The organism is Escherichia sp. KTE114 (assembly GCF_000407765.1).
Lineage (GTDB): Bacteria > Pseudomonadota > Gammaproteobacteria > Enterobacterales > Enterobacteriaceae > Escherichia > Escherichia ruysiae.
The window spans coordinates 2636762-2657005 of sequence record NZ_KE136626.1 but is presented as its reverse complement, the minus strand read 5'-3'; the positions used below and the strand labels follow the sequence as shown (position 1 = coordinate 2657005).

General features: G+C 50.7%; 20 protein-coding genes and 2 tRNA genes. 11 read left to right on the top strand and 11 right to left on the bottom strand.

Features of this window, described 5'->3' with window-relative positions; all coding sequences use genetic code 11:
* Positions 1-66: 66 nt before the first annotated feature.
* On the bottom strand, positions 67-1119 hold the full coding sequence (locus WC5_RS08470) for a 4-oxalomesaconate tautomerase (RefSeq protein WP_000723669.1): 1053 nt from the start codon (positions 1117-1119) through the stop codon (positions 67-69).
* Positions 1120-1303: 184 nt separating this feature from the next.
* Between WC5_RS08470 and WC5_RS08475 the strand changes: the two genes are divergently transcribed.
* Positions 1304-2257 (top strand): LysR family transcriptional regulator, encoded by a 954-nt coding sequence (locus WC5_RS08475; protein WP_000679976.1) that lies wholly within the window; start codon positions 1304-1306, stop codon positions 2255-2257.
* A gap of 40 nt (positions 2258-2297) precedes the next feature.
* On the opposite strand, the gene pgl is transcribed toward WC5_RS08475, so the two are convergent.
* Entirely contained in the window at positions 2298-3293 is a 996-nt protein-coding gene (pgl, locus tag WC5_RS08480) for a 6-phosphogluconolactonase (RefSeq protein WP_000815423.1), read from the bottom strand.
* Positions 3294-3447: 154 nt separating this feature from the next.
* Here pgl and ybhA point away from each other — a divergent pair, with 154 nt between their 5' ends.
* Positions 3448-4266, top strand: coding sequence for a bifunctional pyridoxal phosphate/fructose-1,6-bisphosphate phosphatase (gene ybhA, locus WC5_RS08485; protein ID WP_000213423.1), 819 nt, complete (start codon positions 3448-3450; stop codon positions 4264-4266).
* On the opposite strand, the gene modC is transcribed toward ybhA, so the two are convergent.
* From modC to acrZ, 4 genes are all read right to left on the bottom strand, one after another.
* Positions 4267-5325, bottom strand: a complete 1059-nt coding sequence (gene modC, locus WC5_RS08490; RefSeq protein WP_000891689.1) for a molybdenum ABC transporter ATP-binding protein ModC — start codon at positions 5323-5325, stop codon at positions 4267-4269.
* A 2-nt stretch (positions 5326-5327) separates the two neighbouring features.
* Positions 5328-6017: a molybdate ABC transporter permease subunit gene (gene modB, locus WC5_RS08495; RefSeq protein WP_000604034.1), complete on the bottom strand. Its 690-nt coding sequence runs from the start codon at positions 6015-6017 to the stop codon at positions 5328-5330.
* Entirely contained in the window at positions 6017-6790 is a 774-nt protein-coding gene (modA, locus tag WC5_RS08500; protein WP_000113011.1) for a molybdate ABC transporter substrate-binding protein, read from the bottom strand. Before modA ends, modB begins: the two co-directional genes overlap by 1 nt.
* A gap of 166 nt (positions 6791-6956) precedes the next feature.
* On the bottom strand, positions 6957-7106 hold the full coding sequence (gene acrZ / locus WC5_RS08505) for a multidrug efflux pump accessory protein AcrZ (RefSeq protein WP_000891515.1): 150 nt from the start codon (positions 7104-7106) through the stop codon (positions 6957-6959).
* A gap of 128 nt (positions 7107-7234) precedes the next feature.
* Between acrZ and modE the strand changes: the two genes are divergently transcribed.
* From modE to gpmA, 7 genes are all read left to right on the top strand, one after another.
* Positions 7235-8023: a molybdenum-dependent transcriptional regulator gene (modE, locus tag WC5_RS08510; RefSeq protein WP_001147449.1), complete on the top strand. Its 789-nt coding sequence runs from the start codon at positions 7235-7237 to the stop codon at positions 8021-8023.
* 67 nt (positions 8024-8090) lie between these two features.
* A complete protein-coding gene (gene modF / locus WC5_RS08515) occupies positions 8091-9563 on the top strand; it encodes a molybdate ABC transporter ATP-binding protein ModF (protein ID WP_000096909.1) in 1473 nt (490 codons plus the stop codon).
* 251 nt (positions 9564-9814) lie between these two features.
* Entirely contained in the window at positions 9815-10831 is a 1017-nt protein-coding gene (gene galE / locus WC5_RS08520) for a UDP-glucose 4-epimerase GalE (RefSeq protein ID WP_001265443.1), read from the top strand.
* Between the two features lie 9 nt (positions 10832-10840).
* Positions 10841-11887 carry a galactose-1-phosphate uridylyltransferase gene (gene galT, locus WC5_RS08525; protein ID WP_000191507.1) on the top strand — a complete coding sequence of 349 codons (1047 nt, stop codon included), beginning with the start codon at positions 10841-10843 and terminating at the stop codon, positions 11885-11887.
* 3 nt (positions 11888-11890) lie between these two features.
* Positions 11891-13039: a galactokinase gene (galK, locus tag WC5_RS08530; RefSeq protein ID WP_000053400.1), complete on the top strand. Its 1149-nt coding sequence runs from the start codon at positions 11891-11893 to the stop codon at positions 13037-13039.
* Complete coding sequence (gene galM / locus WC5_RS08535) at positions 13033-14073, top strand: galactose-1-epimerase (RefSeq protein WP_000931407.1); 1041 nt, start codon at positions 13033-13035, stop codon at positions 14071-14073. Before galK ends, galM begins: the two co-directional genes overlap by 7 nt.
* A gap of 202 nt (positions 14074-14275) precedes the next feature.
* A complete protein-coding gene (gene gpmA, locus WC5_RS08540) occupies positions 14276-15028 on the top strand; it encodes a 2,3-diphosphoglycerate-dependent phosphoglycerate mutase (protein WP_001295305.1) in 753 nt (250 codons plus the stop codon).
* A 158-nt stretch (positions 15029-15186) separates the two neighbouring features.
* On the opposite strand, the gene aroG is transcribed toward gpmA, so the two are convergent.
* Positions 15187-16239: a 3-deoxy-7-phosphoheptulonate synthase AroG gene (gene aroG, locus WC5_RS08545; RefSeq protein ID WP_001109203.1), complete on the bottom strand. Its 1053-nt coding sequence runs from the start codon at positions 16237-16239 to the stop codon at positions 15187-15189.
* A gap of 315 nt (positions 16240-16554) precedes the next feature.
* Between aroG and WC5_RS08550 the strand changes: the two genes are divergently transcribed.
* Both WC5_RS08550 and zitB read left to right on the top strand, forming a co-directional pair.
* On the top strand, positions 16555-16935 hold the full coding sequence (locus WC5_RS08550; protein ID WP_000784348.1) for a YbgS-like family protein: 381 nt from the start codon (positions 16555-16557) through the stop codon (positions 16933-16935).
* Between the two features lie 113 nt (positions 16936-17048).
* A complete protein-coding gene (zitB, locus tag WC5_RS08555) occupies positions 17049-17984 on the top strand; it encodes a CDF family zinc transporter ZitB (protein ID WP_000951314.1) in 936 nt (311 codons plus the stop codon).
* On the opposite strand, the gene pnuC is transcribed toward zitB, so the two are convergent.
* The 4 genes from pnuC to WC5_RS08575 form a co-directional block, all read right to left on the bottom strand.
* A complete protein-coding gene (gene pnuC, locus WC5_RS08560) occupies positions 17981-18700 on the bottom strand; it encodes a nicotinamide riboside transporter PnuC (protein WP_000345406.1) in 720 nt (239 codons plus the stop codon). The genes zitB and pnuC overlap by 4 nt on opposite strands.
* Positions 18701-18737: 37 nt before the next feature.
* Positions 18738-19781 carry a quinolinate synthase NadA gene (gene nadA / locus WC5_RS08565; RefSeq protein WP_000115318.1) on the bottom strand — a complete coding sequence of 348 codons (1044 nt, stop codon included), beginning with the start codon at positions 19779-19781 and terminating at the stop codon, positions 18738-18740.
* 278 nt (positions 19782-20059) lie between these two features.
* Positions 20060-20135: transfer RNA gene (locus WC5_RS08570), tRNA-Lys, on the bottom strand.
* A gap of 33 nt (positions 20136-20168) precedes the next feature.
* Positions 20169-20244: transfer RNA gene (locus WC5_RS08575), tRNA-Lys, on the bottom strand.

Sequence of the window (20244 nt, the reverse complement as noted above, 5' to 3'; positions counted from 1 at the left end):
TGTTCTTTCTGTATGACTCATACAGAAGTCCTTTATTGATTGTCCTTATCACGACAAAGAATTTTTTCAGGGAAGATAAACTTCACCGGAAAATATTTTTCTGGTCGTCCGAATAACAGATGCGCGTAACGTCGTGGCATCCTGACCTTCATTGCTTAAATGAACGTCAAGCGCACCACTGGGGTGTTCAATATTGATATTGCCGTATCCGACAGAAGGGACGATTTGTCGGGTGACGGTGCCTTCCAGCGCACAGCTACTGGAAATGGCAATAGCACCAGTTATCGCCAGCGCGCGATGGCAAGAATGGGGCATAAAATAACGCACATTGATCGCCCCGCCTTTCTGCGCTGGGGAAATAAGTACAGGTTTAGGGATAACCATATTACTGACATCGCCTAAGCCCATTGCTTTACCCGCTTGTAGACGGATAGATTCAATGCGGGCTAATAATGCTTTGTCGGCATCCAGTTCTGCTGGTAATTCATAGCCTGTTTTTCCCAGATATTCAGCCGGAATAATAACGACTGGCATCGCCATATCGATACAAGTCACCGGGACATCGTCAAAATAATCAATCTGATTATCCGTCGGGAAAACTTTTCCGGTTTTTGTTCCGGCTGCATTCAGGAAAGTGAGCGCGACCGGCGCGGCTGTCCCTGGTACACCATCAATTCTGGCGCTACCCTCATACTCGACGACACCGTTTGGCGTTTGCACATCGGCTTCGATGAACGTGCCTGTATTGACGTTGCGAATACGCACGCGGGTGACCGGTGATGTCGCTGCAATCAAACCATTTTCAATGGCGAATGCCCCAACGCCAGACAACATATTGCCGCAGTTAGGTGTGGTATCGACACGTTGCTCATGGACGATTACCTGCGCAAACAAATAATCGACATCAGCACGAGAATCGCTGGAACGGCTAATAATGGCGACTTTACTGGTCAGCGGATTACCGCCGCCGATACCGTCAATTTCCAGATCATTACCGGAACCCATAATTGCCATCAATATTTTATCGCGCTGCGTTTGATCTTCAGGTAAATGTTCCGCTAACAGGAACGCGCCCCTCGAGGTTCCACCTCGCATCATCACGCAGGGTATTTTTTTCATAATAATGCCCTCAATTTAAAAACATAACTTATTGCGATATGGTTACATTAAGGGCAAAGCATCTCTAATGACTTTAGCTTCACGATTAATAACATTTTTTCATTAATTTAAGTGATTAAAAGGCAGTTAAACTGGTTTAACTGCAAATCACTAAAAAGCACCGCTTCCATTTTCCGGAGTAATAATGAAGCATGAGTTATCAAGTATGAAAGCATTTGTCACGCTGGCAGAGTCCAGTTCATTTAACAATGCTGCTAAATTACTTAATATTACGCAACCTGCATTAACGCGCAGAATAAAAAAGATGGAAGAGGATTTACATATTCAACTCTTTGAGCGTACAACTCGCAAGGTTACTTTAACAAAAGCGGGGAGAATGTTGCTTCCTGAGGCGCGGGAATTAATAAAAAAATTCGATGAAACACTGTTTAATATTCGCGATATGAATATTTATCATCGTGGTATGGTGACATTAGCGTGTATTCCTACCGCCGTGTTTTATTTCTTGCCGTTGGCAATTGGCAAATTTAATGAGCTATATCCCAATATTAAAGTGCGAATTCTGGAACAAGGCACGAATAATTGCATGGAATCGGTGCTGTGCAACGAATCGGACTTTGGCATAAACATGAACAACATCACAAATTCATCCATCGATTTTACGCCACTGGTCAACGAGCCGTTTGTGCTGGCCTGTCGGCGTGACCACCCATTAGCCAAAAAGCAGCTAGTGGAATGGCAGGAACTGGTAGGTTACAAAATGATTGGCGTGCGCTCCTCCAGCGGCAACCGACTGCTGATTGAGCAAAAATTGTCCGACAAACCCTGGAAGCTGGACTGGTTTTACGAAGTGCGTCATCTTTCGACGTCATTAGGACTGGTGGAAGCAGGACTGGGGATTTCGGCGCTTCCAGGCCTGGCAATGCCTCATGCGCCCTATTCTTCGATTATTGGTATCCCGCTGGTGGAACCCGTTATACGCCGGACATTGGGGATTATTCGTCGCAAAGATGCCGTGCTTTCTCCGGCAGCAGAACGCTTTTTTGCTTTGCTGATTAATTTGTGGACTGATGATAAAGACAATTTATGGACCAATATCGTCGAACGCCAGAGACATGCGTTACAGGAGATGGGGTAATACCCCGGCGCAGGAAATACTGCGCCGGGTAACTCAACGGTTAGTGTGCGTTCACCACCACCCACATCGGCCCCTGCCCGACCGCATAGCGACCTTTTTCATGCAGTAGCCCCTGCTCGCCGACAATTTCGTAAACTGAGATGTGGTGAGATTTTTGCCCGGCGGCAATCAGATACTTGCCACTGTGATCAACGTTAAAGCCGCGCGGCTGGGTTTCCGTTGGCTGGAAACCTTCTTTGCTCAACACGCTGCCATCTTCCGAAACGCTGAAAACGGTAATCAGACTGGCGGTACGGTCACAGGCGTATAAATGACGACCATCCGGAGTAATATGAATATCAGCTGCCCACCGGGTGTCGGAGAAGTTTTCCGGCATCATATCCAGCGTCTGGACACATTCGATATTGCCGTGCGGATCTTTCAGTTCCCAGACATCCACTGAACTGTTTAACTCATTGACGCAATACGCATATTGTTCGTTTGGATGGAACACCATATGACGCGGCCCAGCGCCTTCAACGGTCGTCACTTCCGCCGGGTCCTGCGCCACCAGATGACCATCATCGCTGAGCGTAAACAGGCAGATGCGATCCTGCTTTAATGCCGGAACCCACAGCGTGCGGTTATCCGGTGAGATATTGGCGGAATGGCAGCCGTCCAGCCCCTCGACCACATCGACGACGCCCACTGGCAGGCCATCTTCCAGTCGCGTTACGCTCACGTTACCCGCATTGTAAGAACCTACAAAGACAAACTGCCCCTGGTGATCGGTAGAAATATGCGTCGGGCTACCCGGCAGCGCCGACTCTGCGGCGAATGTCAGAGCACCGTCGTCCGGGGCGATACGATACGCCAGGACGCGAAACTCAGGGCGAACGCCAACGTAGAGATAACGTTTGTCCGGGCTGACCACCATCGGCTGCACCTGCCCCGGCACATCAACAACCTGCGTCAGCGTCAGTGCGCCTTCATGATTCAGGTTCCAGACGTGAATTTGCTGGCTCTCAGGGCTGGCGATATAAACTGTTTGCTTCATGAATGCTCCTTTGCATTTAGCAACTGACTGTAACAGCTAAAATTAGTCGCTTTTGGCGGTGAATGCTGAATTAAAGCGCAGAATTTTGTCCGATAGTGGTATCGGTGTACCATTCGCTTAGACGAAAATTCTTAACCTTAATCTGGAAAACGCCATGACCACACGCGTGATTGCTCTCGACTTAGACGGCACCTTATTGACCCCGAAAAAGACCCTGCTTCCCTCATCTATAGAAGCACTGGCTCGCGCTCGCGAAGCTGGCTATCAATTGATTATCGTCACGGGTCGCCATCACGTCGCTATTCATCCTTTTTATCAGGCGCTGGCGCTGGATACACCTGCTATTTGCTGTAACGGCACCTATTTGTATGATTATCATGCAAAAACCGTGCTTGAAGCCGATCCAATGCCTGTTAATAAAGCCCTGCAACTCATTGAGATGCTGAATGAACACCACATTCACGGCCTGATGTATGTCGATGATGCAATGGTGTATGAACACCCGACCGGGCATGTTATTCGTACTTCTAACTGGGCGCAAACCCTGCCGCCAGAACAGCGTCCGACCTTTACCCAGGTTGCCTCGCTGGCCGAGACGGCACAAGAAGTTAAGGCGGTGTGGAAGTTCGCCCTGACGCACGATGACCTGCCGCGATTGCAGCATTTTGGTAAGCATGTTGAACATGAATTAGGACTGGAGTGCGAATGGTCCTGGCACGATCAAGTTGATATTGCACGCGGCGGCAACAGCAAAGGTAGACGCCTGACGAAATGGATTGAGGCACAAGGCTGGTCGATGGATGATGTGATTGCGTTTGGCGATAACTTTAATGATATCAGTATGCTGGAAGCCGCCGGAACGGGTGTAGCGATGGGCAACGCCGATGACGCAGTAAAAGCGCGCGCCAACATTGTGATTGGGGATAACACCACCGACAGCATTGCCCAGTTCATTTATAGCCACCTGATTTAATCAGGCGGTTATCGACACACTTTTAATTTGCGCGTACAGCCACAGGCCAGGTCTGATTGCCAGTTCATCCCTGGCCCACGGGCTAATACGCGCCCACAGCGTTTTACCACCGACTTCCAGTTCGACTTCCACCTGACCGTTGTCGTCATAGCTATTAACAACTTTTGCGCGCAACACGTTACGAATGCTGGTTTGCTGCGGAGGCTGTAAAACCAGCGAGACATCGGAAGCCTGAATGCGAATACGTAGCGCAGCTTGTAACGGCTCGTCCAGCTTATTGACCCACAAATGCTGATCGCCCAGCGCCAGCGCGGTCATTGCGTAATGCGGATGATGCTCCAGTATCGACACTTTCAGAATGCTGCTTTGTTGCTCTTTCGGCAGCCACGGATTCATCACGCTACTACCCCAGACTTCTTCCAGCGCGCCAAAGGCTTTCACCTGACCGTTTTCCAGCACCATCACTCTGTCTGCCAGATGGAGGATCTCATCCAGAGAATGGCTGACATACAACATCGGAACGTTAATTTCCCGCGTCAGACGTTGCAGATAAGGCAACAGTTCGCGTTTACGCGGAATATCCAGTGACGCCAGCGGTTCATCCAGCAACAGCAATTCCGGCGCCGTCAGCAATGCCCGACCAATCGCCACACGCTGTTTTTCGCCACCGGACAGGCTGCCCGGTAAACGTTCAAGTAACGGTTCAATGCCTAAAAGCGCCACCAGCTTGTCGAACTGATCGACCATGCTTTTCGCCATGCCGTAGCGCAGATTGCCACGCACTTTGTAATGCGGAAACAGCCGCGCATCCTGAAACACATAGCCAACGCGACGCTTTTCTGGCGTCAGGCAGATACCTTTTTCGGCGTCATTTAGTACCCGACCATTGAGGACAATCCGCCCTTTTTGCGGACGTGTCAGTCCACTGATGGCGTTAATCAGCGAGGTTTTTCCAGCACCGGAGACACCAAAGATAGCAGTGATGCCGTTGGCGGGCAGCGTTTCATTAATGGTCAGGCAATGGTTGCCCAACGTCTGGGAAAAATTCAGTTCCAGCATGATTAGCGCCCCGCCCGCTCACGGCTGATTCTTGCCAGCCATTCTGAAATCAGCAAGGAAATCATCGCCAGCGCAATAGAGATGATGCAAAGTCTCGCCGCACCGCTTTCCCCGCCAGGAGTCTGGATCAAGGTATACATGGCTGAAGGAATGGTTCGCGTTTCACCAGGAATGTTAGAAACAAAGGTGATGGTTGCACCAAATTCACCGAGCGAACGAGCGAACGCCAGCACCGTACCGACAATAATTCCCGGCAAAGTCAGCGGTAACGTGATGGTAAAGAAAACGCGCCAGCGCCCAGCCCCGAGTGTTCTTGCGGCCTGTTCCAGTTTGACATCAACGCCTTCCAGCGCCAGACGAATTGCCCGCACCATCAGCGGAAAAGACATGACGGCGGCAGCGAGAACCGCGCCACGCCAGCTAAAGGCGAAGGTAATGCCAAACCAGTCATACAGGCGTTCACCGATAAATCCGCGCCGTCCCATAGAAACTAACAGCAAGTAGCCGACGACTACTGGCGGTAACACCAGCGGTAGATGCAGCACGCTGTCGAGCAGAGCTTTGCCCGGAAACGTGCAACGCACCAGTAACCAGGCAAAAAAGATCCCAAACGGCAGGCTAAACAGCACAGCCAGGGAAGAAACTTTCAGGCTTAGTAAAACCGCCTGCCATTCTGGATCGGTCAGTATCATTACTTAGTTGTAAATCCGTAACGTTTAAAGATTTCCGCAGCCTGCGGTCCCTTCAGATAATCGTAAAATGCTTTCACTGTCGCATTGTTATGCCCTTCCACGACGGCAACCGGATATTCCACTTTTTTATGCGAATCTTCCGGGAAAGTGGCTACTACTTTAACCCCTTTGCTGGCAACCGCGTCAGAACCGTAAACAATGCCCAGCGGTGCTTCATTGCGTTCAACCAGCGCCAGCGCCCCACGAACATCTTCCGCCGGAGCCAGTTTCGGGGAGAGCGTATCCCATGCGCCCAGTTTTTGCAGTGCTTCTTTCGCATAAATACCAGCGGGGACATGTTCCGGATCGCCAACCGCCAGGCGACCGCCATTCAGCAGCGAAGTCCAGTTGGTTTTGCTGTCGATGGTGAAATCTTTCTGTGCACTGGTTTTCGGTGCTACAACGACCAGGCTATTGCCGAGCAATGTCTGACGCGTGGCAGTGTCGATCGCTTTTTTATCAACCGCATAATCCATCCATTTCTGATCGGCAGAAATAAACAGATCCGCAGGCGCGCCCGCTTCAATCTGACGGGCCAGGGTAGAAGACGAGGCAAAAGAAGAAACGACGTCCACGCCTTTCTCTTTTTTATACTGCGTAGCGATGTCCTGCATTGCGTTGGTCAGTGATGCTGCCGCAAAAACTGTAATCTTCCCTTCGTCTGCCAGCGCATTGCCTGCAAGAGTTAAAGAGAGCGCCGCTCCGGCAAACAAGTTCAACCATTTACGAGCCATTGGTAACCCCTTCATGTAACGTTATGTAGGCAACAATATAACGACTGATTCAGAATTTTCCCAGCAGTTATTGTTAACCTTTGAGAGGTAGCTAGAAAAAATATCGGCAGGAAAAGCAGGAAGTTGAGAAAAAAGAAAATGCCCGACTAAGCGGGCATTCAGGGAATCAATGATTTTGTCCGGGCTGGTCTTTTTTACCAACACCAGAAAAGATGTTGAATACTTCACCAAGACCGTAAATCAGACCCAGGATGATGGCCATCACGACAGGTACCATGATTACGGCGAATACCAGACTTTTTAATAACTCTAACATGGTCAACTCCAGATATAGTCCTGTCACTATTCTAACCGCTAAGCACAGAAAAGCACTCCCCTTTTGTGCGGTCAGCTTTGCGTGGCGTTCGTTTTCCGTCACAATAAGACTTTTGCCAGGACATTGTTATGCAGGCCGAAATCCTTCTCACCCTTAAGCTTCAACAAAAGCTATTTGCCGACCCACGCCGCATTTCGCTACTAAAACACATTGCCCTTTCCGGTTCTATCAGCCAGGGGGCGAAAGATGCCGGTATCAGCTATAAAAGCGCCTGGGATGCCATTAACGAGATGAATCAGTTAAGCGAACATACGCTGGTTGAACGTGCTACAGGAGGAAAAGGTGGCGGTGGCGCGGTACTGACCCGCTATGGCCAGCGGCTGATTCAGCTCTATGACCTCCTGGCGCAGATCCAGCAAAAAGCCTTTGATGTGTTAAGTGACGATGACGCCCTGCCGCTGAACAGCCTGCTGGCAGCTATCTCACGTTTTTCACTGCAGACCAGCGCCCGTAACCAGTGGTTCGGCACCATCACCGCCCGCGATCATGATGACGTTCAACAGCATGTTGATGTCTTACTGGCTGACGGAAAAACACGCCTGAAAGTCGCAATTACCGCACAAAGCGGCGCGCGTCTGGAGCTGGATGAAGGCAAAGAAGTGTTGATACTGCTGAAAGCACCGTGGGTAGGTATTACTCAGGACGAGGCGGTCGCACAAAACGCCGACAACCCATTGCCGGGCATTATTAGTCATATTGAGCGCGGCGCGGAGCAGTGCGAAGTATTAATGGCGCTACCCGACGGGCAAACCCTGTGCGCCACGGTGCCGGTAAATGAAGCGGCTTCTCTTGAGCAAGGGCAGAATGTCACGGCCTACTTTAATGCCGACAGCGTGATTATCGCCACGCTGTGCTAAGCGTGTTGACAATTTGTTATGAAACAAGTATCCCTGTCAGTAATCGCTGCAAAAAATGGGATATAAAATGTCATCGTTGCAAATTTTGCAAGGCACGTTTCGTCTTAGCGACACAAAAACGCTGCAATTGTCTCAGCTAACGTTAAACGCGGGTGATAGTTGGGCGTTTGTCGGTTCAAATGGCAGCGGGAAGTCGGCGCTGGCCCGCGCGCTGGCGGGGGAACTTCCGCTTTTGAAAGGTGAACGGCAAAGCCAGTTTTTCCACATCACTCGTCTCTCCTTCGAGCAATTGCAAAAGCTCGTCAGCGATGAATGGCAGCGGAATAATACCGATATGCTTAGTCCTGGCGAAGATGACACCGGGCGTACCACGGCTGAGATCATTCAGGATGAAGTTAAAGATGCACAGCGTTGTTTGCAACTGGCGCAGCAGTTCGGTATTACCGCCCTCCTCGACCGACGATTTAAATACCTTTCCACTGGCGAGACGCGTAAAACCCTGCTCTGTCAGGCGCTAATGTCAGATCCTGATTTACTGATTCTTGATGAACCGTTCGATGGTCTTGATGTTGCCTCACGTCAGCAACTGGCAGAACTGCTCGCCTCGTTACATCAGTCCGGTATTACTCTGGTACTGGTGCTCAATCGCTTCGATGAGATCCCGGAGTTTGTCCAGTTTGCTGGCGTGCTGGCGGATTGCACGTTAGCGGAAACTGGCGCTAAAGAGGAACTGCTCCAACAAGCACTCGTCGCGCAACTGGCGCATAGTGAACAGCTTGAAGGTGTGCAACTGCCGGAGCCGGATGAACCTTCAGCACGTCACGCCTTACCCGCCAACGAACCGCGCATTGTGCTGAACAATGGCGTGGTTTCTTATAACGATCGCCCCATTCTTAATAACCTTAGCTGGCAGGTGAATCCAGGTGAACACTGGCAAATTGTCGGGCCAAATGGCGCGGGAAAATCGACGTTATTAAGCCTGATTACTGGCGATCATCCGCAAGGTTACAGCAACGATTTGACGCTTTTCGGCCGACGTCGTGGCAGCGGCGAAACCATCTGGGATATCAAAAAGCATATCGGTTACGTCAGCAGTAGTTTGCATCTGGATTACCGGGTCAGTACTATTGTGCGTAATGTGATTCTTTCTGGCTATTTTGATTCGATTGGCATTTATCAGGCCGTTTCGGATCGCCAGCAAAAACTGGTGCAGCAGTGGCTGGATATTCTCGGCATTGATAAACGCACGGCTGACGCTCCTTTCCATAGTCTTTCCTGGGGACAGCAGCGTCTGGCGCTGATCGTCCGCGCACTGGTGAAACATCCGACGTTGCTTATTCTTGATGAACCATTGCAAGGGCTTGATCCGCTGAATCGCCAGCTTATCCGTAGATTTGTTGATGTGCTGATTAGCGAAGGTGAAACGCAGTTGTTGTTTGTTTCGCACCACGCTGAAGATGCGCCTGCCTGTATTACCCATCGTCTGGAGTTCGTGCCAGACGGTGACCTCTATCGCTATGCGCTTACCAAAATAAATTGAGTGACTGTGCCGGATGCGGCGTGAAAGCCTTATTCGGCCTACGGTTTAACGCATCCAGGCATGAAAACGCGACTTTTTTTCAGATAAAAGGCGCAATCATTCACAAACCCTCTGTTTTATAATCAATTAATTGCGCATAGAAAATGGCTAAATTCTTGTGTAAACGATTCCACTAATTTATTCCATGTCACACTTTTCGCATCTTTGTTATGCTATGGTTATTTCATACCATAAGCCTGATGGAGCGAATTATGAGAGTTCTGGTTACCGGTGGTAGCGGTTACATTGGAAGTCATACCTGTGTGCAATTACTGCAAAACGGTCATGATGTCATCATTCTTGATAACCTCTGTAACAGTAAGCGCAGCGTACTGCCTGTTATCGAGCGTTTAGGCGGCAAACATCCGACGTTTGTTGAAGGCGACATCCGTAACGAAGCGTTGATGACCGAGATCCTGCACGATCACGCTATCGACACCGTGATCCACTTTGCCGGGCTGAAAGCCGTTGGCGAGTCGGTACAAAAACCGCTGGAATACTACGACAACAACGTCAACGGTACTTTGCGCCTGATTAGCGCCATGCGCGCCGCTAACGTCAAAAACTTTATTTTTAGCTCCTCCGCCACCGTTTATGGCGATCAGCCCAAAATTCCATACGTTGAAAGCTTCCCGACCGGCACACCGCAAAGCCCTTACGGCAAAAGCAAGCTGATGGTGGAACAGATCCTTACCGACCTGCAAAAAGCCCAGCCGGACTGGAGTATTGCCCTGCTACGCTACTTCAACCCGGTTGGCGCGCACCCGTCGGGCGATATGGGCGAAGATCCGCAAGGCATTCCGAATAACCTGATGCCATACATCGCCCAGGTTGCTGTAGGCCGTCGCGACTCGCTGGCCATTTTTGGTAACGATTATCCGACCGAAGACGGCACTGGTGTGCGCGATTACATTCACGTAATGGATCTGGCGGACGGCCACGTCGTGGCGATGGAAAAACTGGCGAACAAGCCTGGCGTACACATCTACAACCTCGGCGCAGGCGTAGGCAGCAGCGTGCTGGACGTGGTTAATGCCTTCAGCAAAGCCTGCGGCAAACCGGTTAATTACCATTTTGCACCGCGTCGCGAAGGCGACCTTCCGGCCTACTGGGCGGATGCCAGCAAAGCCGACCGTGAACTGAACTGGCGCGTAACGCGCACACTCGATGAAATGGCGCAGGACACCTGGCACTGGCAGTCACGCCATCCACAGGGATATCCCGATTAAGGAACGACCATGACGCAATTTAATCCCGTTGATCATCCACATCGCCGCTATAACCCGCTCACCGGGCAATGGATTCTTGTTTCACCGCACCGCGCTAAGCGCCCCTGGCAGGGGGCGCAGGAAACGCCAGCCAAACAGGTGTTACCTGCGCACGATCCAGATTGTTTCCTCTGCGCAGGTAATGTGCGGGTGACAGGCGATAAAAACCCCGATTACACAGGGACTTACGTTTTCACTAATGACTTTGCGGCCTTGATGTCTGACACGCCAGATGCGCCAGAAAGCAACGATCCGCTGATGCGTTGCCAGAGCGCGCGCGGCACCAGCCGAGTGATCTGCTTTTCGCCGGATCACAGTAAAACGTTGCCAGAACTGAGCGTTGCGGCATTGACGGAAATCGTCAAAACCTGGCAGGAGCAAACTGCAGAACTGGGGAAAACGTACCCATGGGTGCAGGTCTTTGAAAACAAAGGTGCGGCGATGGGCTGCTCTAACCCGCATCCGCACGGACAGATTTGGGCAAATAGCTTCCTGCCTAACGAAGCTGAGCGCGAAGACCGCCTGCAAAAAGAATATTTTGCCGAGCAGAAATCGCCAATGCTGGTGGATTATGTTCAGCGCGAGCTGGCAGACGGTAGCCGTACCGTTGTCGAAACCGAACACTGGTTAGCCGTTGTGCCTTACTGGGCTGCCTGGCCGTTCGAAACGCTACTGCTGCCCAAAGCCCACGTATTACGGATCACCGATTTGACCGACGCCCAGCGCAGCGATTTGGCGTTGGCGTTGAAAAAGCTGACCAGTCGTTATGACAACCTCTTCCAGTGCTCCTTCCCCTACTCTATGGGCTGGCACGGTGCGCCATTTAATGGCGAAGAGAATCAACACTGGCAGCTGCACGCGCACTTTTATCCACCTCTGCTGCGCTCTGCCACTGTACGTAAATTTATGGTCGGTTATGAAATGTTGGCAGAGACCCAGCGTGACCTGACGGCAGAACAGGCAGCAGAGCGTTTGCGCGCAGTCAGCGATATCCATTTTCGCGAATTCGGAGTGTAAGAAATGAGTCTGAAAGAAAAAACACAATCTCTGTTTGCCAACGCATTTGGCTACCCTGCCACTCATACCATTCAGGCGCCTGGGCGCGTGAATCTTATTGGCGAACACACCGACTACAACGACGGTTTCGTTCTGCCCTGCGCGATTGATTATCAAACTGTAATTAGCTGTGCGCCACGCGATGACCGTAAAATTCGCGTGATGGCAGCCGATTATGAAAATCAGACTGACGAGTTTTCCCTTGATGCGCCCATTGTCGCGCATGAAAACTATCAATGGGCTAACTACGTTCGTGGCGTGGTGAAACATCTGCAACTGCGTAACAATAGCTTCGGCGGTGTGGACATGGTGATTAGCGGCAATGTGCCGCAGGGTGCCGGGTTAAGTTCTTCCGCCTCACTGGAAGTGGCGGTCGGAACCGTATTGCAGCAGCTTTATCATCTGCCGCTGGACGGCGCACAAATCGCGCTTAACGGTCAGGAAGCAGAAAACCAGTTTGTTGGCTGTAACTGCGGGATCATGGATCAGCTGATTTCCGCGCTGGGCAAGAAAGATCATGCCTTGCTGATCGATTGCCGCTCACTGGGCACCAAAGCAGTCTCCATGCCGAAAGGTGTGGCTGTGGTCATCATCAACAGTAACTTCAAACGTACCCTGGTTGGCAGCGAATACAACACCCGTCGTGAACAGTGCGAAACCGGTGCGCGTTTCTTCCAGCGGCCAGCCCTACGCGATGTCACCATTGAAGAATTCAACGCCGTAGCGCATGAACTGGATCCGATCGTGGCGAAACGCGTGCGTCATATCCTGACCGAAAACGCCCGTACCGTTGAAGCTGCCAGCGCGCTGGAGCAAGGCGACCTGAAGCGTATGGGCGAGCTGATGGCGGAGTCTCATGCCTCTATGCGCGATGATTTCGAAATCACCGTACCGCAAATTGACACTCTGGTAGAGATCGTCAAAGCTGTGATTGGCGACAAAGGTGGCGTACGCATGACCGGTGGCGGATTTGGCGGCTGTATCGTCGCGCTGATCCCGGAAGAGCTGGTGCCTGCCGTACAGCAAGCTGTCGCTGAACAATATGAAGCAAAAACAGGCATTAAAGAGACTTTTTACGTGTGTAAACCATCACAAGGAGCAGGACAGTGCTGAACGAAACTCCCGCACTGGCACCCGATGGTCAGCCGTACCGACTGTTAACTTTGCGTAACAACGCAGGGATGGTAGTCACGCTGATGGACTGGGGTGCGACTTTACTTTCAGCCCGTATTCCGCTTTCCGATGGCAGCGTCCGCGAGGCGCTGCTTGGCTGCGCCAGCCCTGAATGCTACCAGGATCAGGCTGCGTTTCTGGGAGCCTCTATTGGTCGTTATGCCAACCGTATCGCCAATAGCCGTTATACCTTTGACGGTGAAACCGTAACGCTTTCGCCAAGTCAGGGCGTTAACCAGTTGCATGGCGGCCCGGAAGGGTTCGACAAACGTCGCTGGCAGATTGTGAACCAGAACGATCGTCAGGTACTGTTTGCCCTGACTTCAGAAGATGGCGATCAGGGCTTTCCGGGGAATCTCGGCGCGACGGTGCAGTATCGTCTGACCGACGATAACCGTATCTCTATTACCTATCGCGCCACGGTTGATAAACCTTGCCCGGTGAATATGACTAACCACGTCTATTTCAACCTCGACGGCGAGCAGTCTGACGTGCGCAATCACAAACTGCAGATTATGGCGGACGAATATCTGCCAGTTGATGAAGGCGGCATTCCGCACGACGGTCTGAAATCTGTCGCCGGGACGTCTTTTGATTTCCGCAGCGCCAAAATCATCGCCAGTGAGTTTCTTGCCGACGACGATCAGCGCAAAGTGAAAGGTTACGATCACGCGTTCTTGTTGCAGGCCAAAGGTGATGGCAAGAAAGTGGCAGCGCATGTCTGGTCAGCAGATGAAAAATTGCAGCTGAAGGTCTACACCACCGCTCCGGCTCTGCAATTTTACTCCGGTAACTTCCTCGGCGGTACGCCGTCACGGGGAACCGAACCTTACGCCGACTGGCAAGGACTGGCGCTGGAAAGCGAATTTCTGCCAGACAGTCCGAACCACCCTGAATGGCCGCAGCCGGACTGCTTCCTGCGCCCTGGCGAAGAGTATTCCAGCCTGACGGAATATCAGTTTATTGCTGAATAATTTTAAGCCCTCGTGATGAGGGCTTTATCCTCATGTTGCTCAAATCACCAGCAAACACCGACATATTTGCAACTCAATATTCACAACAACCTTACACTGCGACACTATTTTCGCTATGGTTATGCGTAAGCATTGCTGTTGCTTCGTCACGGTAATATAATGAGAATTATTATCATTTAATAATGATTTGAGGAGTAAGTATATGGCTGTAACTAAGCTAGTTCTGGTTCGTCATGGCGAAAGTCAGTGGAACAAAGAAAACCGTTTCACCGGTTGGTACGACGTGGATCTGTCTGAGAAAGGCGTAAGCGAAGCAAAAGCAGCAGGTAAGCTGCTGAAAGAGGAAGGTTACAGCTTTGACTTTGCTTACACCTCTGTGCTGAAACGCGCTATCCATACCCTGTGGAATGTGCTGGACGAACTGGATCAGGCATGGCTGCCCGTTGAGAAATCCTGGAAACTGAACGAACGTCACTACGGTGCGTTGCAGGGTCTGAACAAAGCGGAAACCGCTGAAAAGTATGGCGACGAGCAGGTGAAACAGTGGCGTCGTGGTTTTGCGGTGACTCCGCCGGAGCTGACTAAAGATGATGAGCGTTATCCGGGTCACGATCCGCGTTACGCGAAGCTGAGCGAGAAAGAACTGCCGCTGACTGAAAGTCTGGCGCTGACCATTGACCGCGTGATCCCTTACTGGAATGAAACCATTCTGCCGCGTATGAAGAGCGGTGAGCGCGTGATCATCGCCGCTCATGGGAACTCCCTGCGTGCACTGGTGAAATATCTCGACAACATGAGCGAAGAAGAGATTCTTGAGCTGAATATCCCGACTGGCGTGCCGCTGGTGTATGAGTTCGACGAGAACTTCAAACCGCTGAAACGCTACTATCTGGGTAATGCTGACGAGATCGCAGCGAAAGCAGCGGCGGTGGCTAACCAGGGTAAAGCGAAGTAAACGTCATTCGTTTAAAAATGAGAAAGCCGACTGCAAGTGAGTCGGCTTTTTTGTTGCTAACAATGGAGCACATTGCCTGATGCGACGCTGCGCGTCTTATCATGCCTACGGTGATTAATCGGATACGCCACTCTGGCGGTGCATCCGACAATTAAACCTTACCCGCGACGCGCTTTTACTGCATTCGCCAGTTGACGTAACAGAGCATCGGTATCTTCCCAGCCGATGCAGGCATCGGTGATGCTCTTGCCATAGGCCAGCGGCTCACCGCTTTCCAGGCTCTGGTTCCCTTCCGCCAGGTGGCTTTCCACCATCACGCCAATAATAGCCTTTTCGCCACCGGCAATTTGCTGGCAAACGTCAGCGCAAACTTCCATCTGCTTTTTGAACTGTTTGGACGAATTTGCATGGCTGAAATCGATCATCACCTGCGCCGGTAAACCCGCCTTGTTCAGCCCTTCTTTCACTTCAGCAACGTGTTTCGCACTGTAGTTAGGCTCTTTACCGCCGCGCAGAATGATATGGCAATCACCGTTACCGCTGGTATTCACAATTGCTGAATGCCCCCATTTCGTTACGGACAGGAAGCAGTGCGGCGCACCGGCGGCATTAATGGCATCGATAGCCACTTTAATCGTACCATCGGTGCCATTTTTAAAACCTACCGGGCAAGAAAGACCAGACGCCAGCTCGCGGTGCACCTGCGATTCGGTTGTACGTGCGCCAATTGCGCCCCAGCTCATCAGGTCAGCGAGATATTGTGGGGTGATCATATCGAGAAACTCACCCGCCGCTGGCAGACCGCTGTCGTTAATATCAAGCAGCAATTTACGGGCTATACGCAGACCGTCGTTGATCTGGAAGCTGTTATCCATATGTGGATCGTTGATCAGCCCTTTCCAGCCCACAGTGGTACGCGGCTTTTCAAAATAGACGCGCATTACGATTTCCAGCTCATCTTTCAGCTCTTCACGCAGCGCCAGCAAGCGAGTGGCATACTCTTTAGCCGCGACAGGATCATGAATTGAGCAAGGACCAATCACCACTAACAGGCGATCATCATTACCTTTCAGGATCTTATGGATCGCTTTTCGGGCATGGGCAACCGTATTCGCGGCATTTTCGGTAGCGGGGAATTTTTCCAGCAGTGCGACAGGTGGAAGTAACTCTTTGATTTCTTTGATACGTAAATCGTCGTTCTGATAATTCATGTCTGTTCCAGTGTTGCCATACTTATCTTAGTGAATGCAATCCCTCCAATCTATATCTTCCGTCAGAATGTGTAAACGGGGTTTTACACTATGAACGGATTAATCCTGGAATTAGCAAGAAAAACGCCAGATTGTCGCGAATAACGAGATCTGACCTACAATTTCTAACTGTAACTTCTCTGTTTATTAATTTTTTCAAGATTCTCTGCTGGATTTATTCTTCTGGCTGAAATCTTAAACCATTACCTGATATTCACCTGCAAATGCACTGTTGGAAGAGGTTATCCGACATAACGACCATAACAGGAGCATCCTATGAAAATGACAAAACTGGCCACACTTTTTCTGACTGCCACTCTAAGCCTTGCCAGCGGTGCCGCACTGGCCGCCGATAGCGGAGCGCAAACCAATAATGGCCAGGCAAACGCCGCAGCTGATGCGGGTCAGGTTGCCCCGGACGCCCGTGAAAATGTCGCACCAAATAACGTCGACAATAACGGGGTAAATACCGGTTCTGGCGGCACAATGTTGCATCCGGATGGTTCTTCAATGAACAATGACGGCATGACCAAAGATGAAGAGCACAAAAATACGATGTGCAAAGATGGTCGCTGCCCGGACATTAATAAAAAAGTACAAACTGGCGATGGCATCAACAATGATGTCGATACCAAAACCGACGGTACTACGCAGTAACTCTGCCAAAAAGCCAATACCGGGAGAGCAGAGTCTCTCCCTTTTAATTTTTCCCCTCTAAAAGCGGTATGATGTCATAAAGTTAAGTGAGATTAATTAAGGGATGACTCGTCATGGCGCACTCACACACATCTTCACACCTGCCAGAAGATAATAATGCTCGTCGCTTGTTGTATGCTTTCGGCGTGACTGCCGGGTTTATGCTGGTTGAGGTTATTGGCGGTTTTCTCTCAGGTTCTCTGGCGTTGCTGGCCGACGCAGGACATATGCTTACCGATACTGCTGCCCTGCTTTTCGCCCTGCTTGCCGTACAATTTTCTCGTCGTCCGCCCACCATTCGCCACACTTTCGGCTGGCTCAGGTTGACCACACTCGCGGCGTTTGTGAATGCCATTGCCCTGGTGGTGATTACCATTTTGATTGTCTGGGAGGCGATAGAACGCTTCCGCACGCCGCGTCCGGTCGAGGGCGGCATGATGATGGCAATTGCCGTGGCTGGGTTGCTGGCAAATATACTTTCTTTCTGGTTACTTCATCACGGCAGCGAAGAGAAAAACCTCAACGTGCGAGCAGCGGCACTGCATGTGCTCGGGGACCTGCTGGGTTCGGTTGGGGCTATTATTGCCGCGTTGATTATTATCTGGACCGGCTGGACACCTGCTGACCCTATTCTCTCGATACTGGTGTCGCTTCTGGTTCTGCGCAGCGCGTGGCGGTTATTGAAAGACAGCGTGAATGAATTACTTGAAGGTGCGCCGGTGTCGCTGGATATCGCTGAACTGAAGCGTCGTATGTGTCGGGAAATCCCGGAAGTCCGCAATGTGCACCATGTACACGTGTGGATGGTAGGTGAAAAGCCAGTAATGACGCTGCATGTGCAGGTGATCCCGCCACACGATCATGACGCGTTGTTGGACACGATCCAACATTATCTGATGGATCACTATCAGATTGAGCACGCCACCATTCAGATGGAATATCAACCTTGTCATGGGCCAGACTGCCACCTTAATGAAGGAGTGTCTGGCCATTCACATCATCACCATTAATGAGATAGCGCGCGTGAACCTCTTTCGCGTGCGCTGTTGATCCACATCCGGCTGCCGTTGAGGGCAATAAAGGTCAGGATGATGTACTCCAGAGACATGGCGTAAACGCCCTGAAGTGCAAAAATAACGACGCTAATCACGTTAATAATCACCCACAACAGCCAGTTTTCCACATACTTACGCGTCATCAGAATCATTGCCACAATAGATAACACCATCATGCAGGAATCCCAGAACGGGAAAGCGTCCGGTTGTAGTTCAGGCATCGCAACCTGTAATCCTAATGCTTGCATGATCATGACTGCCACGCGGGTCAAAAATGCAAACACCGGATTGATAAATACCGTCATCAGACCAATCGAAACAACGCAAACCGCCAACCAGCTTAGCGCCTTCGGCAATGGCAACCAGCGAATTTTCAACTCCGCCTCGTTCTGACTGGTTTGTCGCGACCACGCATACCAGCCGTAAATATTCGCGGCAAAGAAAAACACCTGTAATAGCAGGCTGGCATACAGCTGAATCTGAAAGAAAATAATGCCAAACAAGGTGACGTTGATCAGACCAAAGAAGTAGTTGCTGATCTTCTCCAGACTGGCAAGACCAATACACAACAACCCGGCGATCGTGCCTACCGCTTCGATCCATGAGAGATCATAACCGCCTGCCCCTATTGGTATATGTACCAGGATATTCTGCACACTAAAAAAATCCATCTTTCCCCCAAAGCGTAACGTTACGCCTTATTATTCGTTATCCACGTAGTGTAGCCGCAAAATCCAGCATACGATTGAGCGGCACCAGCGCCTTCTCTCGCAGCCTTTCATCAACATGAACCTCGTGTTTGCTTTCTCCCTGTTCTAATGCCTCTGCGATGGCCTGGAGGCCATTCATAGCCATCCACGGGCAATGCGCACAGCTACGGCAGGTTGCTCCCTCGCCAGCGGTTGGTGCTTCCAGTAACTCTTTGTCTGGCACCGCCTGCTGCATTTTGTAGAAGATACCCCGGTCAGTTGCCACAATAAGGCGCTGATGCGGCAATGTTTTCGCAGCATTGATCAACTGACTTGTGGAACCGACCGCATCCGCCATATCGACAATAGCTTGTGGTGATTCCGGATGCACCAGTATGGCTGCATCAGGGTATTGTTTTTGTAAGCGGGTTAACGCCTGAGTCTTAAACTCATCATGCACAATGCAGGCGCCTTGCCAGCATAAAATATCTGCGCCCGTCTGTTTTTGTACGTAACGACCCAGATGTTTGTCTGGTGCCCAGATGAGTTTTTCACCCAGACTATCCAGATGATCAATGAGTTCAACAGCAATACTTGAAGTTACCACCCAGTCTGCGCGCGCTTTTACCGCAGCAGAAGTGTTAGCGTAGACGACGACAGTACGATCGGGATGGGCATCACAAAATGCGTTAAATTCTTCAATTGGGCAGCCTAGATCCAGTGAACATTCAGCCTGAAGTGTCGGCATCAGAATTGTCTTTTCCGGGCTGAGAATTTTGGCGGTTTCTCCCATAAATCTCACCCCGGCTACGAGTAGCGTTGAAGCGGGATGTTTGGCACCAAAGCGCGCCATTTCTAAAGAATCAGAAATACAGCCGCCAGTTTCTTCCGCCAGCTGTTGAATTTCGGGATCGGTATAGTAGTGGGCGACCATCACCGCATTACGTTCTTTTAGCAGACGTTTTATTTTCTCGCGATAATACGCTTTTTCATCAATGCTTAACGGTATCGGCTTCGGGGGGAAAGGATAAATCGCCGCTTCAGGATCAAACATCACGCTCATCTTGCCATCTCGTTTTACAGGCTTAACATTTAGACCGACATAAAGCGTAATATTCGCCACTATCGGTTTAATTTGTTTTATATGCTAAACAAGATAGCCGAATGGTGGAGAAAAGTCACTCGAATTACGTATGAGATGCCGGATGCGATGCTATGTAGCTTACTCCACCGACGTAGAGTTGTTTGCACAGCAAGCACGAAGTATGTCATCAGGTTTAAGAATTGAAATTGAGGGATGCTTGAATAGCAAAAAGGCACCTTTAGGGTGCCTTTTTACATTGGTGGGTCGTGCAGGATTCGAACCTGCGACCAATTGATTAAAAGTCAACTGCTCTACCAACTGAGCTAACGACCCCTTGCGGGATTATGCTGCTTTAATCATTCAGGATGGTGGGTCGTGCAGGATTCGAACCTGCGACCAATTGATTAAAAGTCAACTGCTCTACCAACTGAGCTAACGACCC